This window comes from Bacillus sp. OV322, assembly GCF_900112495.1.
In the GTDB taxonomy this organism is placed as follows: Bacteria; Bacillota; Bacilli; order Bacillales; family DSM-1321; genus Peribacillus.
The window spans coordinates 596,519-612,138 of record NZ_FOMA01000001.1; the positions used below are offsets into that span (position 1 = coordinate 596,519).

Annotated in this window: 21 protein-coding genes; 16 read left to right on the top strand and 5 right to left on the bottom strand. The window is 40.2% G+C overall.

Annotation, left to right across the window (positions count from 1 at the left end):
* Window positions 1-26 precede the first annotated feature (26 nt).
* The 5 genes from ctaD (at window position 27) to BM126_RS02995 (ending at window position 4,500) form a co-directional block, all read left to right on the top strand.
* Complete coding sequence (ctaD, locus tag BM126_RS02975; RefSeq protein WP_090987983.1) at window positions 27-1,898, top strand: cytochrome c oxidase subunit I; 1,872 nt, start codon at window positions 27-29, stop codon at window positions 1,896-1,898.
* A complete protein-coding gene (locus BM126_RS02980) occupies window positions 1,898-2,527 on the top strand; it encodes a cytochrome (ubi)quinol oxidase subunit III (RefSeq protein ID WP_090987985.1) in 630 nt (209 codons plus the stop codon). The genes ctaD and BM126_RS02980 overlap by 1 nt, the downstream gene beginning before the upstream one ends.
* 4 nt (window positions 2,528-2,531) lie before the next feature.
* Window positions 2,532-2,867, top strand: coding sequence for a cytochrome c oxidase subunit IVB (gene ctaF, locus BM126_RS02985; RefSeq protein WP_071349384.1), 336 nt, complete (start codon window positions 2,532-2,534; stop codon window positions 2,865-2,867).
* A gap of 116 nt (window positions 2,868-2,983) precedes the next feature.
* Complete coding sequence (ctaG, locus tag BM126_RS02990; RefSeq protein WP_090987987.1) at window positions 2,984-3,883, top strand: cytochrome c oxidase assembly factor CtaG; 900 nt, start codon at window positions 2,984-2,986, stop codon at window positions 3,881-3,883.
* 152 nt (window positions 3,884-4,035) lie between these two features.
* Window positions 4,036-4,500, top strand: coding sequence for a DUF420 domain-containing protein (locus BM126_RS02995; protein ID WP_090987989.1), 465 nt, complete (start codon window positions 4,036-4,038; stop codon window positions 4,498-4,500).
* A gap of 98 nt (window positions 4,501-4,598) precedes the next feature.
* Here BM126_RS02995 and BM126_RS03000 read toward each other — a convergent pair whose 3' ends face one another.
* Window positions 4,599-4,961: a YugN family protein gene (locus BM126_RS03000; protein ID WP_071349387.1), complete on the bottom strand. Its 363-nt coding sequence runs from the start codon at window positions 4,959-4,961 to the stop codon at window positions 4,599-4,601.
* A 650-nt stretch (window positions 4,962-5,611) separates the two neighbouring features.
* On the opposite strand from BM126_RS03000, the gene BM126_RS03005 reads away from it, so the two are divergent.
* Window positions 5,612-6,649: a CAP domain-containing protein gene (locus tag BM126_RS03005; RefSeq protein WP_256212960.1), complete on the top strand. Its 1,038-nt coding sequence runs from the start codon at window positions 5,612-5,614 to the stop codon at window positions 6,647-6,649.
* Window positions 6,650-6,887: 238 nt separating this feature from the next.
* Here the strand turns inward: BM126_RS03005 and BM126_RS03010 are convergent, their stop codons facing one another.
* Complete coding sequence (locus tag BM126_RS03010) at window positions 6,888-7,376, bottom strand: PaaI family thioesterase (RefSeq protein ID WP_090987991.1); 489 nt, start codon at window positions 7,374-7,376, stop codon at window positions 6,888-6,890.
* 126 nt (window positions 7,377-7,502) lie between these two features.
* Here BM126_RS03010 and ylbD point away from each other — a divergent pair, with 126 nt between their 5' ends.
* The 4 genes from ylbD to BM126_RS03030 all read left to right on the top strand — a co-directional run bounded on the left by ylbD (window position 7,503) and on the right by BM126_RS03030 (window position 9,177).
* A complete protein-coding gene (gene ylbD, locus BM126_RS03015; protein WP_090987993.1) occupies window positions 7,503-7,907 on the top strand; it encodes a YlbD family protein in 405 nt (134 codons plus the stop codon).
* A 15-nt stretch (window positions 7,908-7,922) separates the two neighbouring features.
* Window positions 7,923-8,168: a YlbE-like family protein gene (locus BM126_RS03020; protein ID WP_090987995.1), complete on the top strand. Its 246-nt coding sequence runs from the start codon at window positions 7,923-7,925 to the stop codon at window positions 8,166-8,168.
* An 85-nt stretch (window positions 8,169-8,253) separates the two neighbouring features.
* Window positions 8,254-8,670 carry a hypothetical protein gene (locus BM126_RS03025; protein WP_090987997.1) on the top strand — a complete coding sequence of 139 codons (417 nt, stop codon included), beginning with the start codon at window positions 8,254-8,256 and terminating at the stop codon, window positions 8,668-8,670.
* 60 nt (window positions 8,671-8,730) lie between these two features.
* Entirely contained in the window at window positions 8,731-9,177 is a 447-nt protein-coding gene (locus BM126_RS03030) for a YlbF/YmcA family competence regulator (protein ID WP_090987999.1), read from the top strand.
* 53 nt (window positions 9,178-9,230) lie between these two features.
* Here the strand turns inward: BM126_RS03030 and BM126_RS03035 are convergent, their stop codons facing one another.
* Window positions 9,231-9,560, bottom strand: coding sequence for a hypothetical protein (locus BM126_RS03035; RefSeq protein WP_090988001.1), 330 nt, complete (start codon window positions 9,558-9,560; stop codon window positions 9,231-9,233).
* Window positions 9,561-9,685: 125 nt separating this feature from the next.
* Between BM126_RS03035 and BM126_RS03040 the strand changes: the two genes are divergently transcribed.
* On the top strand, window positions 9,686-9,961 hold the full coding sequence (locus BM126_RS03040) for a YlbG family protein (RefSeq protein ID WP_071349394.1): 276 nt from the start codon (window positions 9,686-9,688) through the stop codon (window positions 9,959-9,961).
* A gap of 104 nt (window positions 9,962-10,065) precedes the next feature.
* Here BM126_RS03040 and BM126_RS03045 read toward each other — a convergent pair whose 3' ends face one another.
* A complete protein-coding gene (locus BM126_RS03045; RefSeq protein WP_090988003.1) occupies window positions 10,066-10,455 on the bottom strand; it encodes a DUF7147 family protein in 390 nt (129 codons plus the stop codon).
* A gap of 412 nt (window positions 10,456-10,867) precedes the next feature.
* On the opposite strand from BM126_RS03045, the gene BM126_RS22160 reads away from it, so the two are divergent.
* The 3 genes from BM126_RS22160 to coaD all read left to right on the top strand — a co-directional run bounded on the left by BM126_RS22160 (window position 10,868) and on the right by coaD (window position 12,274).
* Window positions 10,868-11,029 (top strand): hypothetical protein, encoded by a 162-nt coding sequence (locus BM126_RS22160; protein ID WP_177201291.1) that lies wholly within the window; start codon window positions 10,868-10,870, stop codon window positions 11,027-11,029.
* A 170-nt stretch (window positions 11,030-11,199) separates the two neighbouring features.
* Window positions 11,200-11,787 carry a 16S rRNA (guanine(966)-N(2))-methyltransferase RsmD gene (gene rsmD / locus BM126_RS03055; protein WP_090988007.1) on the top strand — a complete coding sequence of 196 codons (588 nt, stop codon included), beginning with the start codon at window positions 11,200-11,202 and terminating at the stop codon, window positions 11,785-11,787.
* A complete protein-coding gene (gene coaD, locus BM126_RS03060) occupies window positions 11,780-12,274 on the top strand; it encodes a pantetheine-phosphate adenylyltransferase (RefSeq protein ID WP_090988010.1) in 495 nt (164 codons plus the stop codon). Before rsmD ends, coaD begins: the two co-directional genes overlap by 8 nt.
* A gap of 50 nt (window positions 12,275-12,324) precedes the next feature.
* On the opposite strand, the gene ylbJ is transcribed toward coaD, so the two are convergent.
* Window positions 12,325-13,545, bottom strand: a complete 1,221-nt coding sequence (gene ylbJ / locus BM126_RS03065) for a sporulation integral membrane protein YlbJ (RefSeq protein WP_090988011.1) — start codon at window positions 13,543-13,545, stop codon at window positions 12,325-12,327.
* A gap of 211 nt (window positions 13,546-13,756) precedes the next feature.
* On the opposite strand from ylbJ, the gene BM126_RS03070 reads away from it, so the two are divergent.
* Together BM126_RS03070 and BM126_RS03075 are read left to right on the top strand one after the other, a co-directional pair.
* Complete coding sequence (locus BM126_RS03070; protein ID WP_090988013.1) at window positions 13,757-14,554, top strand: patatin-like phospholipase family protein; 798 nt, start codon at window positions 13,757-13,759, stop codon at window positions 14,552-14,554.
* On the top strand, window positions 14,544-15,569 hold the full coding sequence (locus tag BM126_RS03075; protein ID WP_090988015.1) for a SepM family pheromone-processing serine protease: 1,026 nt from the start codon (window positions 14,544-14,546) through the stop codon (window positions 15,567-15,569). The genes BM126_RS03070 and BM126_RS03075 overlap by 11 nt, the downstream gene beginning before the upstream one ends.
* The last annotated feature ends 51 nt before the right edge of the window (window positions 15,570-15,620 follow it).

A 15,620-nucleotide genomic window follows, 5' to 3' on the forward strand; every position in this document is an offset into this window, starting at 1 on the left:
ATATTGATTGAATAGGGGGTTGGATTGTGAGTACGCACGCTAAGAAAAAAGGATTTGGCGCAACGATTTGGGATTTCCTTACAACAGTTGACCATAAGAAAATCGCCATATTATACCTTATTACAGGCGGACTGTTCTTTGTAGTCGGCGGACTGGAAGCAATGTTTATAAGAATTCAGCTTGCAGTGCCGAATAATGACTTCGTAAGTGCAGGCTTATATAATGAAATTATAACGATGCACGGCACAACAATGATTTTCCTTGCGGCCATGCCGCTGATTTTTGCGATGATGAATGCAGTTGTTCCTCTGCAGATAGGTGCGAGGGATGTCGCATTTCCATATGTGAATTCGCTTGGATTTTGGCTATTCTTCTTTGGAGGCGTTTTCCTGAACCTATCCTGGTTTTTTGGAAAAGCGCCGGATGCAGGATGGACGTCATATGCATCCCTCGCCATGAACTCTCCTGGACATGGAGTTGATTTTTATATACTCGGACTGCAGATTTCGGGATTTGGAACATTAATAGCGGGAGTCAATTTTCTCGTTACCATCATTAACATGCGTGCACCAGGCATGACTTATATGCGGATGCCGCTTTTGACCTGGTCGACATTCGTGGTTTCGGCATTAATTCTTTTTGCTTTCCCTCCTTTGACAGTAGGGTTAACGCTAATGATGTTCGACCGGATGTTCGGGGCTAATTTCTTTGAAGTAGCAGCTGGAGGGAATACGATAATCTGGGAGCATCTTTTCTGGATATTCGGCCATCCTGAAGTATATATTCTCATTCTGCCTGCGTTTGGTATTTTCTCTGAAATATTCGCAACATTCTCAAGGAAAAGATTATTCGGATATTCTTCAATGGTATTCGCTACCGTTTTAATTGGTTTCCTTGGTTTCATGGTATGGGCTCACCATATGTTTACGGTAGGACTGGGCCCGATTGCGAATGCCATATTTGCGGTTGCAACAATGGCTATTGCTGTCCCTACAGGCATCAAGATCTTCAACTGGATCTTTACCATGTGGGGCGGCAGTGTAAAGTTCACAACGCCAATGCTTTACGCTGTCTCATTTATTCCTACTTTTACAATGGGAGGAGTAACAGGCATCATGCTTGCCGCTGCTCCAGCAGATTATCAGTATCATGACAGTTATTTTGTTGTAGCACATTTCCATTATGTAATTGTAGGCGGAGTAGTTTTAGGCTTGCTTGCGGGAATAACCTTTTACTGGCCAAAAATGTTCGGAACAATTTTAAACGAAGCTCTCGGGAAAATTTCGTTCTGGTTTTTCCTGATAGGTTTCCACTTAACATTCTTTGTTCAGCATTTTTTAGGACTCATGGGGATGCCTCGCCGTGTGTTTACCTATCTGCCTGGCCAAGGTTTCGAGACGGCCAATATGATAAGTACAGTGGGAGCATTTTTAATGGCAATCGGAGTACTGGTAATGCTTGTCAATATTGTTATGACGTCTGTTAAAAATGAAAAAGTAGGAAATGACCCTTGGGGAGATGGGCGCACGCTTGAATGGTCCATTCCTTCACCGCCGCCATTTTATAATTTCAAACAAACGCCGCTTGTCCGCGGACTAGATGCCTTTTGGATTGAAAAAATGGAAGGGAAGAATACTTATACACCTGCAGAGCCGCTGGGTGATATCCATATGCCTAACTCATCCATTCTGCCTGTGACCACTTCACTTGGTCTGTTTGTTGCAGCTTTCGGTGCGATGTATCATGCTGATAAAGCAACTTGGGCAATACCTGTAATCATCCTTGGCCTTGCGATTACATTTGGATCCATGCTTCTCCGATCAGTGATCGATGACCATGGTTTCCATATTCATAAAGAGGATTTGCTAGAGGATGAAGATAAGGGGGTAAAGGCGTAATGCATGCAGATGAAAAATTCACTGACATAACCTGGCCAGCTGCTCCAGAAAAAGCCACTCTTGAAGGAAAAAATAAGTTTTTGGGGTTTTGGCTGTTTCTAGGCGGCGAGACTGTATTATTTGCTTCTTTATTTGCCACTTATCTTGCTTTGAAGGACAAAGTTCCGAATGATGGTGCTGCCCTTGCAAAAGATTTATTTGAATTGCCTTTAACATTTGTTGCCACAATGCTTTTGCTTACAAGCTCTTTGACTAGCGTTTATGCAATTTTTCATATGAAGAACCGGGATTTCAGTAAAATGCAATCCTGGCTTGTGGTAACAGTTTTGCTCGGCTTTGGATTCCTCGGACTGGAAGTGTATGAATTTAATCACTATGTTCATGAATTCCATCATACGTTTACAAGCAGTGCATTTGGATCTGCCTTCTATACGCTTGTAGGATTTCATGGAGGCCACGTTGCCTTTGGTCTAATGTGGTTTTTATCCTTAATGCTGAGAAATGCAAAAAGAGGACTCAATTTATATAATGCGCCTAAATTTTATATTGCAAGCCTGTATTGGCATTTTATTGATGTAGTATGGGTATTTATCTTTACAGTTGTATATCTAATGGGAATGGTGGGATAAACTGATGGCGAATGATCAATCAAATTCAGCTAACCCTAATGTGAATTTAACGTATCGCCGCAAAAAAAATGCTGAGGAAATGAAGCATCAGCTTATTACTTTTACGCTCATGATTTTCCTTACTCTAATCGCTTTTTTTGCAGTGAAGTATGACGGTTTTTCACATTGGTTCACTAAGCCATTTATTTTGCTTCTGGCTGTTGTACAGGTAATATTTCAATTGTATTATTTCATGCATATGAAGCATAAGGGCCACGAAACGATAACCATATTTATATATGCAGGGTTAGCGGTGGGGTCCATTGCCATACTAACGTTCCTGACTATTGTCTGGATTTGATTTTATAAGGAAAATCGGCTGAAATTGAGCCGGTTTTTCTATATATATCACCGAAAACAGCACCTGACAAAACGGGTAAAAGGGACTGGCAGCAAATGTGTTAAAGGGGTGATTGTATGTCAATTGATATATTTGGTTTTCAGGCCTTGTGGAGTCCATACTTTTTTGCATCTTTGATCATCTTAACTGTTGGTTACTTGTTATTGGTCACGAAGTATAGATATGTATTCGCGGGAAACGCACCAGTGCCTGCAGGACAAAATTTGATCTTTTCTGTAACGATGCTGCTGCTGTATATAATAAAAGGGTCGCCGGTTGACCTGCTTGGGCATATTATGTTCAGTGTCCATATGTCACAGATGGCTATCCTTTATCTCGTGATTGCTCCATTATTTATTATTAGCATTCCCGGCTGGCTTTTTAGATGGCTGTTTTCCATGAAGGGCTTGGATACTATTTTTAATTTCTTTACGGTTCCTTTGATTGCTCTGATTGTTTTTAACGGGCTTTTTTCTTTCTATCACATCCCTTTGATATTTGACTTTATCAAGGTGAACATGTGGCTGCACAGTACGTATACTATAGTCCTGTTTATTGCCGCCATATTCATGTGGTTTCCATTATTGAATACACTGCCGGAAAGAGAAAGTCTTTCAGGGCTAAAGAAAGTCGGATATATTTTCGGCAGCGCCATTTTGCTGACACCGGCTTGTGCGCTTATTATTTTTGCGGATCACCCGATTTACCATACATTTTCCAATCCGCAAGCATGGTCGAGTGCCATGGCGCTCTGTGTTCCATCTTCTGCTTTATCAGGAATCCAGTTAAGCGGGCCGGAGCTTTTCAATGGACTTCCTTTGCTTGAGGATCAGCAGCTCGGAGGGGTCCTAATGAAAATTATTCAGGAAATTGTGTATGGCATCTTGTTAGGGTATATCTTCTTTTCCTGGTACCGGCAGGAAAATGGAGAATCAAAAAAAATTGATCCCGCTTTAGATTTTGATTTTGTGAAATGAAAATATGGCATTCTGCTTGATGCGGGATGCCATATTTTTTGCGGAAAAGTGAGCGTTCTGTTACGAAAGGGGGAGTATTATATTGTATTTTAACAAAACGTTTTATAAAATGAATGAGATGAATATAAATAGAGAGGGCGTTTAACTATCCTATGTCTTTACCAATTCTCCCTACAATCAGCACCGCTTTTATCGTATTAAGTGCAATCATGATTGCAATCGGCTGGTACCTGATTAAGCAGCGCAACATTGAAGCGCATAAAAAGGCCATGGTCACTGGTGCTGTATTCGCGCTGATTTTCTTTTTGATTTATGCGACCCGCACAGTTTTCATTGGAAATACTGCCTTTGGCGGTCCGGATAAAATTAAAGTATATTATACAATTTTTTTAATCTTCCATATTACCCTCGCAACCACTGGAGGAGTTTTTGGGATTGTGACCCTGGCACTTGCGTATAATAAAAAATTTGCTAAACACAGGAAAATTGGCCCGGTTACCAGCATCATCTGGTTTTTTACCGCTATTACTGGAGTAGCTGTTTATCTGCTTTTGTATGTGTTTTATAAAGGCGGAGATACAACATCTGTCATAAAAGCCATTTTGGGCAATATGTAAACAAAACAAAAAAATCCTGGTCTTGCTGACCAGGGTTTTTTTTGCTTTCTTATGCCAAAACCATGGATATTCTCCTTGTTTTCGGCAGTGCTATTATATTATAGTCCGTTAAACTCATCCAGTTCAGCCTTGACTGCAGCAAGGGTTTTTTCACATTGCTTAATAAGTGAAGCGGGAAAGTGCTCTCCTTCTCCATACTCAAGGCCATGAGGGTAATAGTGCTTGCCTAACAAAGGAACCAATAGTTTAATAACAGCTTTATGGGAGCCTACGTCTCCTTCAACAGAGTAGCCCTGGACACGAAGGTAAAAAACGCCTTCCTGTAATTCGAATTTCCGGTCATAATTTACTCTTTCATAATCCCATTGCTCAGCTCTCACTAAACCGTGGCTGTTCATTACATCATCTAGCCTATTTAACTCTGCTGTTAATTGATTAAAACCATAGCTTTCAAATTTCACTTCAATTACCCTCCTAATAAGTTGAAAATTATCAATTTCATACTGATATATGATTTGCCGGGGGCTGGTGCTCTGAAGCCGGGGGAATCATTGTCCTGGAAATATCCCTGCGGCAGAAGTCTAAAATATGAAATTGAATCGATAGAATGACAAAACAAATTATGGAATACTATATGAATAAAATATATAAAATTCCCAAAAATGTTTGCGGTTACAGATTGTTCTATATTTTTATAATAGTATGAAATTAACTAAGTTGCAATTAGTTCATCCATTGTTATGGATGTAATCGAAAAAACGGCAGGATTTCCTTCATGAATTCTTAATATTCAGCACGATGTTTTATAAGTATGATTTATATTATTCATAAAAAAACAATGCTATAATAAAAAAAACCTTTAGTGTCAGGCAATTGGTGCTGATTCTAGACTGTTTCGGAATTTCTTTACTTTCTAGAGCCATTCAGCAAGAAAATACGCTTTTTATTTTGAATGCGTTTTTAAAAATTCTGCACCAAGCTTTTTTAAGGAAAACTAATACGCATTCTATTGCGGTGCTTCTAATATCCTCTAAGTTTGCAACCCTGATTCCATTAAGAGAAAGAGAGGGGGAGGAATCCTCTGCGTACACTTGCAAAAATTTTCATTTTAGTGATTTTGTTTTTTTTGATAGGCATATATCTCAATATTGGAAATGACAGCGGGAAAAACCCCGTTCTATACGGAAAAAATGATGTAAATCCTAAAGAAGACAGTCAAACCATCAAGGAAAAAAATAAACATGAAGAAAGCGGGAGTTTAAAGCAGCCTCGTGAGGGAATTGCCTCTATTATTGGCAAACCTGCATCCCGTGCACTGAAAACATATGGCAAGCCTGCGAGGGTTGATCTTTCTGCGTTTGGTTATGAGTGGTGGATTTATAATAAGGAAAGAAAGCATTATTTTCAGCTGGCGGTGGAGAATGGGAAGGTCATATCTGCATATGGGCTTGGCAGCAGGGTTAACGTGATGCCATTTAAAATCGGACAGCCGATAGATGAATTATATTCAAGCCTTTTTTTCGAGACCTCGGTTAATATTAATGAAAAAGGCAGTTCATACCGATTTGAACTATCGGAGGAAGATATGAATATGCGCCCACTTGTTAAAATGGGAAACGTTTATGCCCAGCTTTATCTTGATAAGTTTACCGGTACGGTATCGAGCATCCGTTTTTTAAATGAAGATGCTTTGCTTAAAATCAGCCCTTATGAAATGACTTATCACGGTACACTCCTGAAAAATAAGGAACTGACTGATGAAGAATGGAAAAAAGTCGAACTGGGCAATAAAAAACAGATTTTTGATATTACCAATGTCATGAGGGACCGTTTTAAGCTTTCAGAGCTCAAATGGGATGAACAAATTGCAGAGGTTGCTTTTCTTCACAGCAATGATATGTCGATAGGCGATTATTTTTCGCATACTTCTCCGACAAAGGGAGATTTAACAGAAAGACTGCAAAAGGGTGATGTTACTTATCGGGCTGCTGGTGAAAACATCGCTGCCCATTATATAGATGCGATTGAAGCGATGGAGGGCTGGCTGAACAGCAAGGGGCACCGTGAAGCCCTCCTGAGCGGCGAGTTCACAGATATTGGCGTTGGAGTTTATCATAACTATTATACCCAGAATTTCATTGCAAAATAGTGATTAAGGAAGTCCCGGCAGGATCGTGGGGCTTCTTTTTTTATCTTTGGAAGCAAAGCCGGCATGAGGAGCCATATAAGCAAATGGTTAACACACATCATATCCAGGTAAATTCAAAAAACATTCCGTGTGGTGAATGATGACTGACTGCACTGGTTCAGGAAGATGTGTTATCTTTTGCATTACGCTTGCAGCAGTCTGCTAAAAAGAGGTGCTATGCCGCAAGCGTTATGTTCTTTTAAACTGGTTCTGCAGCTATCATGTAAAAAGTGGCTGTGGAATGAGCGCATAATGTGCCATTTTCCAGGTATACCTTTCCTTCTAGCACCATGGTTTTGGTTCCTTTGTGAATGAAGACAGCTTTGCATGTCAGCTTATTTCCATTTGCCGGATGGAGGTAGTGAATCTGTATCTCTGCTGTTACCGCAGATTTTCCTTCCGGAAGCACAGTGTTTACGAGGGTGCCCATTGCTGTGTCTGTTAAAGTGGCAATCACTCCCCCGTGTACAATGCCAAGGTTATTATGCACTAGGCTTGAGATGGGCATGGACATGGTCAAGCTGTTTTCACCCAGCTCGCTGCTTAATTGCAGGAGCTTTGAGATGTATGTTCCATTTTGTGTTTTTCTTTCTTTTAGTCCCTTCAATAAAAAAGACAGAACTCTTAGTTCTTCCTCGTTTGCTGTTTTTGCGAGTTCCTGAAACTGCACTGATAATTGATCTTCCATGAAAACCCCTCCATATCTTATTCATTATTATATTTATTTGCATGCCTGCTTGTACAGCGGATGCACAGTTTTTACATTTTTGCATACTCTGTAGGTAGGCAAATGTCTTAAAGCGAGGTGAAAAGAATGGCCAATAAACGCCGTCCATCCGTAGAACAGTTCAGGCAATTTGTCCAAAATCATCCGAAGCTAAGAACGGAAGTAAGACAGGGCAAGTATACCTGGCAGGCTTTGTTTGAGGAATGGTATTTATTAGGTGAAGGAAACAAGCAGTGGGAAAAATATCAAGAAGGAAACACTGTTAAAGAAGAAGCATCAAACGACGAGAAATCTGATTTGATTGGAAACTTGCTTAATGTTTTTAAAGGTATGGATATAACTCAGATCCAAAAATATATTTCAAATGCAAATCAGGCTCTTGGTGCAATCCAGGGGGTCATTTCTTCTTTTCAGGGAGGAGAACAAAGTAAATCAGAAGAACCAAAAAGAGAAAATGCACGACCCAATCCGTTTCAATTTAGAAAGGATTAGAAAGAGGGTGATTATATGAGACAAGACATTTACAGCGTAATAGAAAAAAGCGAAGACTTAAGAAACTATCTCCGTCTGCAGCCGATTTGGTACAGAAAACTTATGAGGAACCCGCAGCTGCTTGCAAGCATGGAAACAGAAGCCACATATTTCTTTAAAAAATCCATTCCGCATCGTATTTCCAAATTTTCAGATGGAGTCCAAATTGCCTCCATGATGATGTCCATGTTCCAGGCGATGAATACACCTGGAAACAGCTAGCCTTTATGGAAAGGGCAGTGAATATTCACAAATGATGTGTATTTTGCTTTTTTTTGCAGAGAATAGTGCAAAGGAGGGTGAAAGAATGAAAGCTATCAGATGCTCGATAATCATGCTGCTGATTTACGCAGCATGCAGCCATATTACCACGCCGCTTTTGCAAACCATCGGATTTTCACCAAACAGCCAAGCAGCTGCACAAGCAGGGATTACTGAAATTAATAGCGACGATTTTAAAATTCACTATTATTTAAAGGGAAGCAGCATTTACGCAGAAGTTTATATGAAAAATTATACCTTCAGTGCTTCGGGAGAAAAAAAACAGGCTGAAGTTGCCGTTTATCTTGATGAAAAAAAGGTGAGAAATATGAAAACTGCCGCTTTTATCATTAAAGATATTCCTGCCGGAAAACATAAAATAAAGATGGAAGTAGTGGATATGGCACACATGCCTACAGGATTATCTAAGGAATTTTTAGTACATATTCATTCAAGCATTTAATCAAAGGAATGGCATAACTTTGCCAATAATGTTAAGATAGTGGTGGAGGTGAGCTAGTTTATGCTTGCTACTATTGAAAGAGCGGACATTTTGCAAAGAGCCGATGAATTGGCGCAAATGGTTATACAATCAGAGCTTGGGGAAAATTATTTTCAAAGCTTATATAATATGCGTAATGACAGTGAAGCGCAGCGGAAAATAAGGGAATTTTCTTCTCTTAAAGATTTGTATGAAGAGGTACAGAGATTCGGGAAATATCATCCTGAATATAAACGGGTGAATCTTGAAATCAGGCACTCTAAGCGTGATATGGATCTTCATCCAACCATTGCAGAATTTAAAAGAGCTGAAACAGAGCTGCAGGGTATTCTGGATGAAATGAGCCTTAAAATAGGCCAAGCCGTTTCGTTTAACATTAAGGTTCCTTCAGGAAATCCATTTTTTGAATCACAGTCAAGCTGCGGCGGGGGCTGCGGTTCGGGAGGAAGCTGTTCCTGCTCTGCCTAGCATGAAAAAGCCTGGAAACAGGCTTTTTTTTGTGCCATAATATGATGATTCTGTTAGCCATCATTTCTGTACAAGATGCAATCATCACATAAATTTCCGCAGCAGAACATTTTCTGCTGCGGAACGTAAAACCGGTGCCTGAAGACACTCAGGCCCGTTTCCCTGCGTACAAAGATCGTGACACTGTGTAGCCGTTTGCCCCGCATGGATCTTGCAGATGCTTGCTTTATCAGGTTTGAAAGCGAATCGGGAGAAAGTGAATCTTCTGAATATTGGATATATAAAAATGGCAGTCCTGCAATCTTCTTATACCACACTTTATGGATGCCTTCTTCCTTAGTGAGATAGTGTATAAAAGAATTCCATATCGGCTCCAGTTCCATTAATCAACATCCTTTCTTACCCATTTTTTCCCTAAACTTACGTTGTGATAAACTTTTCTAGTTGAAAGAAAAGTTTGCGCTGTGCTACACTTAATGAAAACCTTGAATAAGGGAGTCAGTCTATTATGTTTGGAGCGAGACAAGGTATTATCGTGTATTTACATACATTAAAACAAGCAAAGATGCTCAGGAAATTCGGAAATATCCATTTTGTATCAAAAAAACTTAAATATGTGGTGATTTATACAAATATGGATGATGTAGAAGCCTTAGCAGAAAAGCTGAAGTCTTATTCCTTCGTAAAAAAAGTTGATCTGTCCTATAAACCCTTTTTGAAATTGGAATATGAAAATTCAAAACCAGATAAAGCGAAGGAATATGATTATAAGATGGGTATTTAAAGAAAGCTGACTCTTTTAAGCGAGTCAGCTTTTTTATTTTGCATGTTCCCTGAATTTACAGCTGAATGGCCTTCTAAGACAGGGTGCAGGAGCCTGAAGAGGTTTCAGCTCATTGGAGGCAAATATTTATTCATTCGTAATATCCCTATTAAATGCTGAAAATATAGCTCTTTTTCACTATACAAATTTGATGGCTTAACTTCCAGTTCAATAATGGATTTTCCGAGTTCCTTTGCTAATTCCTCAAATAGTCCATACCGCTTATTAGGCTTTAGGCGGGGGCTGGGAATTCCCTCCCTGCATATGTATAAAGGCTGGAAATTCCCGGGCTGTGCCGGCTGAAGGACAATAACCGGGGATATAACCTGTTTGCCTTCCATTTCTGTATGCAAAGCAAGCAAGCGCAGGATACGGTTCTGATTTGACCTGCCTATTTCTATAAGTTCGTATATATCTGAATAACCTGTTCCAAGCTCAATAAAACGCTGTATCAACTGCATCTCTCCTATTAAAACATAATCTCTTTTACTTTATCATGTTCCTGCACGAATTAGAAGGCATGGTGGTTCAAAGATCCTTTATTAGGCAGATCAAAGGCTCTTTTCTTAAAGATTGCTGTTTTTTAATTTGTTCTGTGAAGCGATCCCGTTGTTAAACAGGGCTGATTGGATTTAAGGTGCGAGTCTCCTGCAGGAAAAGCGGGAAAAGTGAGACACTGTACATTGCTTGTGAGGCTCACCACACGGAAAGCGGGCATCCTGGAGCGGAAATCAGCCCCTTGTTCCATAACAGCAAAGTTTACGAAAACAGCCAATAAAAAAACCTGCAGAAATTACTGCAGGTCCTTCTATATCCTTTATAAAAGGAAAGAAGGCAAAGGGAGAGGAGAAACCGGAGGAAGAGCTTATGGGGAAACGTAAGTCTTCTCCGCGGTTGGCAACAACACCTGAAACAGTGATGTTGTTACAATACATTATGGCCGATTATTCCTTTTTTATTCAAAAACAAAGAATTTTTCCAGAGGGATGTCTTGGTGTGCTGCTAATGGCATTCACAGGTGAATTATAGCCTTCAGTACTAAACATCCTGCATAAAAGCCAGTTTATATATTGAGAGTTAGTGAAAACTAATGCAGGATCGACTGGCTGGCAGTTCATGCTTTAAAATGTATTGGCTCACATATTCGAATATGTTAGGATAGGTAGTGGTAGAAATTTGTCAAAAAATGTGGTGAGAATATGAGGGTCGTTTCCGGAAGTTGTAAAGGAAGACCATTAAAAGCAGTACCAGGTACTGGTACCCGTCCAACAACTGATAAAGTGAAAGAATCAATTTTTAATATGATTGGCCCGTATTTCGACGGCGGATTATCATTGGATTTATTTGCAGGCAGCGGCGGACTGGGGATCGAGTCTTTAAGCAGGGGAATCGATAAAACGATATTTATCGACCGGGAATATAAGGCCCTGCAGACGGTCAAAGCCAATTTGCAAGCCTGCAGTTTTACAGAAAAAGCAGAAGTATATAAAAATGATGCAGAGAGGGCCATCAAGGCATTGATGAAAAGAGAGCTTTCCTTTAAGCTCATTTTACTGGATCCTCCATATAAAAAACAAAAGCTGGTAGATCTGCTGGAGTCCATATATACAGGGAAATTGCTTAGTAATGATGGTTTTATAGTCTGTGAGCACGGCAGCGATGTGGTGCTGCCGGAAAAAGTCAGCGGTTTCATAAAATGGAAAAAAGAAATTTATGGAATGATTGCTGTATCCATATACCGCTTTGAAAATGGGGAAGGCGGACAGGGGGACTCAAACAATGTCTAAAATTGCAGTATGTCCAGGTAGTTTTGACCCGATTACATTCGGCCATCTTGATATTATTCAAAGAAGCGCTAAAGTTTTTGAAGAAGTATATGTGGTCGTACTGAATAACTCAGCAAAGAACTCACTTTTTTCGATTGAGGACCGGCTGGCGCTTATCCAAAAAGCAACGGAGCATATTCCGAATGTTAAAGTGGATTCATTTCAGGGGCTCCTGGTTGATTATGCAAAAAGTATAAAGGCAGATGCCATAATCAGGGGACTGAGAGCCATTTCGGATTTCGAATACGAAATGCAGGGTACATCAATGAACAGATTGCTTAATGAAAAGATTGAAACATTTTTCATAATGACAAATAACCAGTATTCCTTCCTCAGCTCAAGCATTGTAAAAGAAGTTGCCAAATATGGGGGGGACATTTCAGAATTGGTGCCGGCCATTGTGAAAGATGCCCTTCATGAAAAATTTAATTCTGCACAAAAAAAATAGGATGCCGCCGCATCCTTTTTTTTTGTGCCAATATCCCTTAGCACCCTGCGCTATTTCTTATGCTGATTCATCTTAGCAGATGATATGAAAATATACAAAATTAAACAGAGGATGGTAAAAAGCGGCCCCCACTGTACCACGGTGTGGTAGATGGAAATGGTGAATCCGCCTTCGCCTATTCCGGATACGGGATGAGCATTGGAAGGTTTGCTTATATAGCTGAAGCGTTCGTAAACTGGTTTCCAGACAAGAAAAGTAATAAAGGCCGCTATAAATCCCTGAAGGATCCTTCCTGCGAAAAATGGGAAAAACCGGATATCTGTCTCAGCAAGAATACTGGCCACCTGTGCTTGTACACTGAAGCCGCTGAATGCCAATATAAAGCTTGTTATGACTGCCTGCTGCATTAACGATGCATTTGCAGCCCCGCTTGTCATTTGAGAACCGAGGGTGATTTCAAACAAACCTGCAATATAAGGAGTGCTCAATGTTTCTGGAAACCCGATAAAAGATAATAAAAATTCCACTCCTTTTGCCAGTAAATCTGTGATATTCATATGATAAAGCAATTTGTTGATCACAGAAAACAAAATGATAAATCCGCCAATTAAAAGCAGGCTATGAATGGATGAAATCACGGCATCGCCAAGAAGTTTGCCAAGCGGTCTCTTTTCCTGGAGCCTGGTAATATGCATTTGCCTTAACGCCTGTTTAATGGAAATAGATTTATATTTTACAGTTTTTTTTGGCACATCCTCTTTACCATAAAAACGCATAATAAGTCCTACACAAATATTGCTGGCATAATGGGATATAGCCAGGATGATTCCGAGATTGGAATTATGAAAAAATCCTACAGACACGGCACCAAATATAAAAAGAGGATTAGAGGAGTTAGTAAAGGATACTAATCTTTCTGCCTCTATTCTGCTGATCTGGTTTTCCTGGCGCATCCTTGCTGTGAATCTGGCGCCAGAGGGAAAGCCTGAAGCCATTCCCATTGCCAATACGAATCCTCCTATCCCAGGAACTCTGAATAATGGTCTCATCATCGGCTCGAGCAGAACACCAATAAATTTAACTACGCCAAAACCAATGAGCATTTCTGAAATAATGAAAAAAGGAAGCAAGGAGGGAAAAACAATTTCCCACCACATATTCAGTCCCCTGATGGAAGCTTCAAAGGATTCTTGCGGAAAGGTGATGAGTGCTCCTGCAATTGTTGTAATGAAAGCCGCTAATGTAAGAGATTTAATCTTTGACTTAAACAAAACTTCTTAGCCTCCTCCAGAAGGGAATATGCATGAAAACATAAATTGGATGTTCTGTCTTATGGATGGCCCATGCTTTTTATAATTGTTTAAAATTGCACGGATGCAAAAATAATCTTGGCCCTGTCCTACACAATATGCACATAGAATTCATTTTAAGACCATAACTTTAAAGGAATGTTATGAACGTGAATCAAAGGAGGGAGCGGCCTTGAGAGAGCCCAAAATCGGCCTTGCGCTTGGCTCTGGAGGAGCGAGGGGCTTCGCTCATGCAGGAGTCATTAAAATTCTGGAAGAAGAGGGAATACCTGTCCATATGATAGCTGGAAGCAGCATGGGGGCTCTTGTAGGAGCATTTTACGGGGCAGGTCCTGATATTGAAAGGCTGTATCAGCTTGCGAAGACTTTTAAGCGGAAGTACTATCTGGATTTTACAATTCCTAAGATGGGCTTTATTTCCGGCAAGCGGATCAAGGAGTTTATCAGGATGTTTACATATGGGAAAAATCTCGAAGACACCGAAATACCAGTATCAATTGTAGCTACAGATATTAAGACAGGTGAAAAGGTCATTTTTGATAATGGGCCGATTGCTGAAGCTGTCAGGGCGAGTATTTCAATTCCGGGAATCTTCGTTCCGGAAAAAATTGGTGACAGGCTGCTGGTTGACGGAGGGGTGGCAGACCGGGTTCCGGTTTCGGTGGCAAAAAGCATGGGAGCTGACATTGTTATAGGTGTTGATGTGTCGCATTTTAAGCAGGAGGCGGAAATATCATCCATTTATGATGTTATCATGCAAAGCCTTGATATTATGCAGCGGGAGCTCGCGGAAAACAGAAAAGTTGCATCTGATGTCATGATCCGGCCGGATGCCGGAAAATACAATTCAAAATCATTTACAAATATTCTTGAAATAATTACTATTGGAGAAGAAGAAGCAAAAAAACATGTAAAAGAAATTAAGAAATGCATTGAAACTTGGAAGGAGTCTGCTATAAATGAGCCGTAAAGTTTTTTTTCGCTCTTTCCTGGCTGCGATTATCATTCTTTGTGCGTCCGCGTTTTATTACCTGCCTTACTATGTAACTAAACCTGGAATGGCAAAAGAGTTAGAGCCTATAGTGAAAGTTCAGGGGGGCGATGAAGCAAAAGGAAGCTTCATGCTGACAACTGTAAGAATGGGAAGAGCCAATATTTATTCGTATATTATTGCGAAAATGAGCAAGTATCAGGAGTTGTATCCTGAAAGAGCTATTCGTGACGAAAGCCAAACGGATGAGGAATACAATGTCACGCAGCTGCACATGATGGATGGTTCGAAAAATAGCGCAATCAAGGTTGCGTATGAAAAGGCGCATAAGCCGATTTCCTTTAAGTATTTAGGGGTATATGTGCTTGAGGCAGTAAAAGGCATGCCTGCTTATGGCAAATTGCATGCAGGGGATCAAATTGTACAAGTTGATGACCTGAAGTTTCATTCATCAAAAGAATTCATGGATTATGTAGGGAAAAAGAAAGCAGGCGACAAAATCACCCTTGTATATGAAAGAGGGAACTCCGAAAAAACGGCAGTGCTGCCTCTGAAAACCTTTAAAGAAGATCCAAAAAGGGCCGGAATAGGAATTGCATTGGATGATGATAAAAAACCTGAAACCACTCCAGCTGTTTCCATAAATACCGATCAAATCGGCGGGCCGTCAGCAGGGCTGATGTTTACTTTGGAAATTTATAATCAGCTGACGAAAGGCGACCTTACAAAAGGCTATCAAATAGCCGGAACAGGCACAATGTCAGAGGACGGGTCAGTGGGTCCGATAGGCGGGATTCAGCAAAAAATTGTAGCGGCAGATGAAACGGGTGCACAGATTTTCTTTGCTCCTAATGAAAAAGGAAGGCTCCACTCAAATTACCGGGATGCTTTAGCGGCTGCGAAGGATATCAAAACAAAAATGAAAATTGTGCCAGTTGACTCTTTCAATGACGCACTAAACTATTTGGAGAAACTAAAGGCGAAAAAATCCTGATTATTTTCTTTCCGGAAAAATTAAAAAGCTTAAACAATCTGTGCTGCAGAA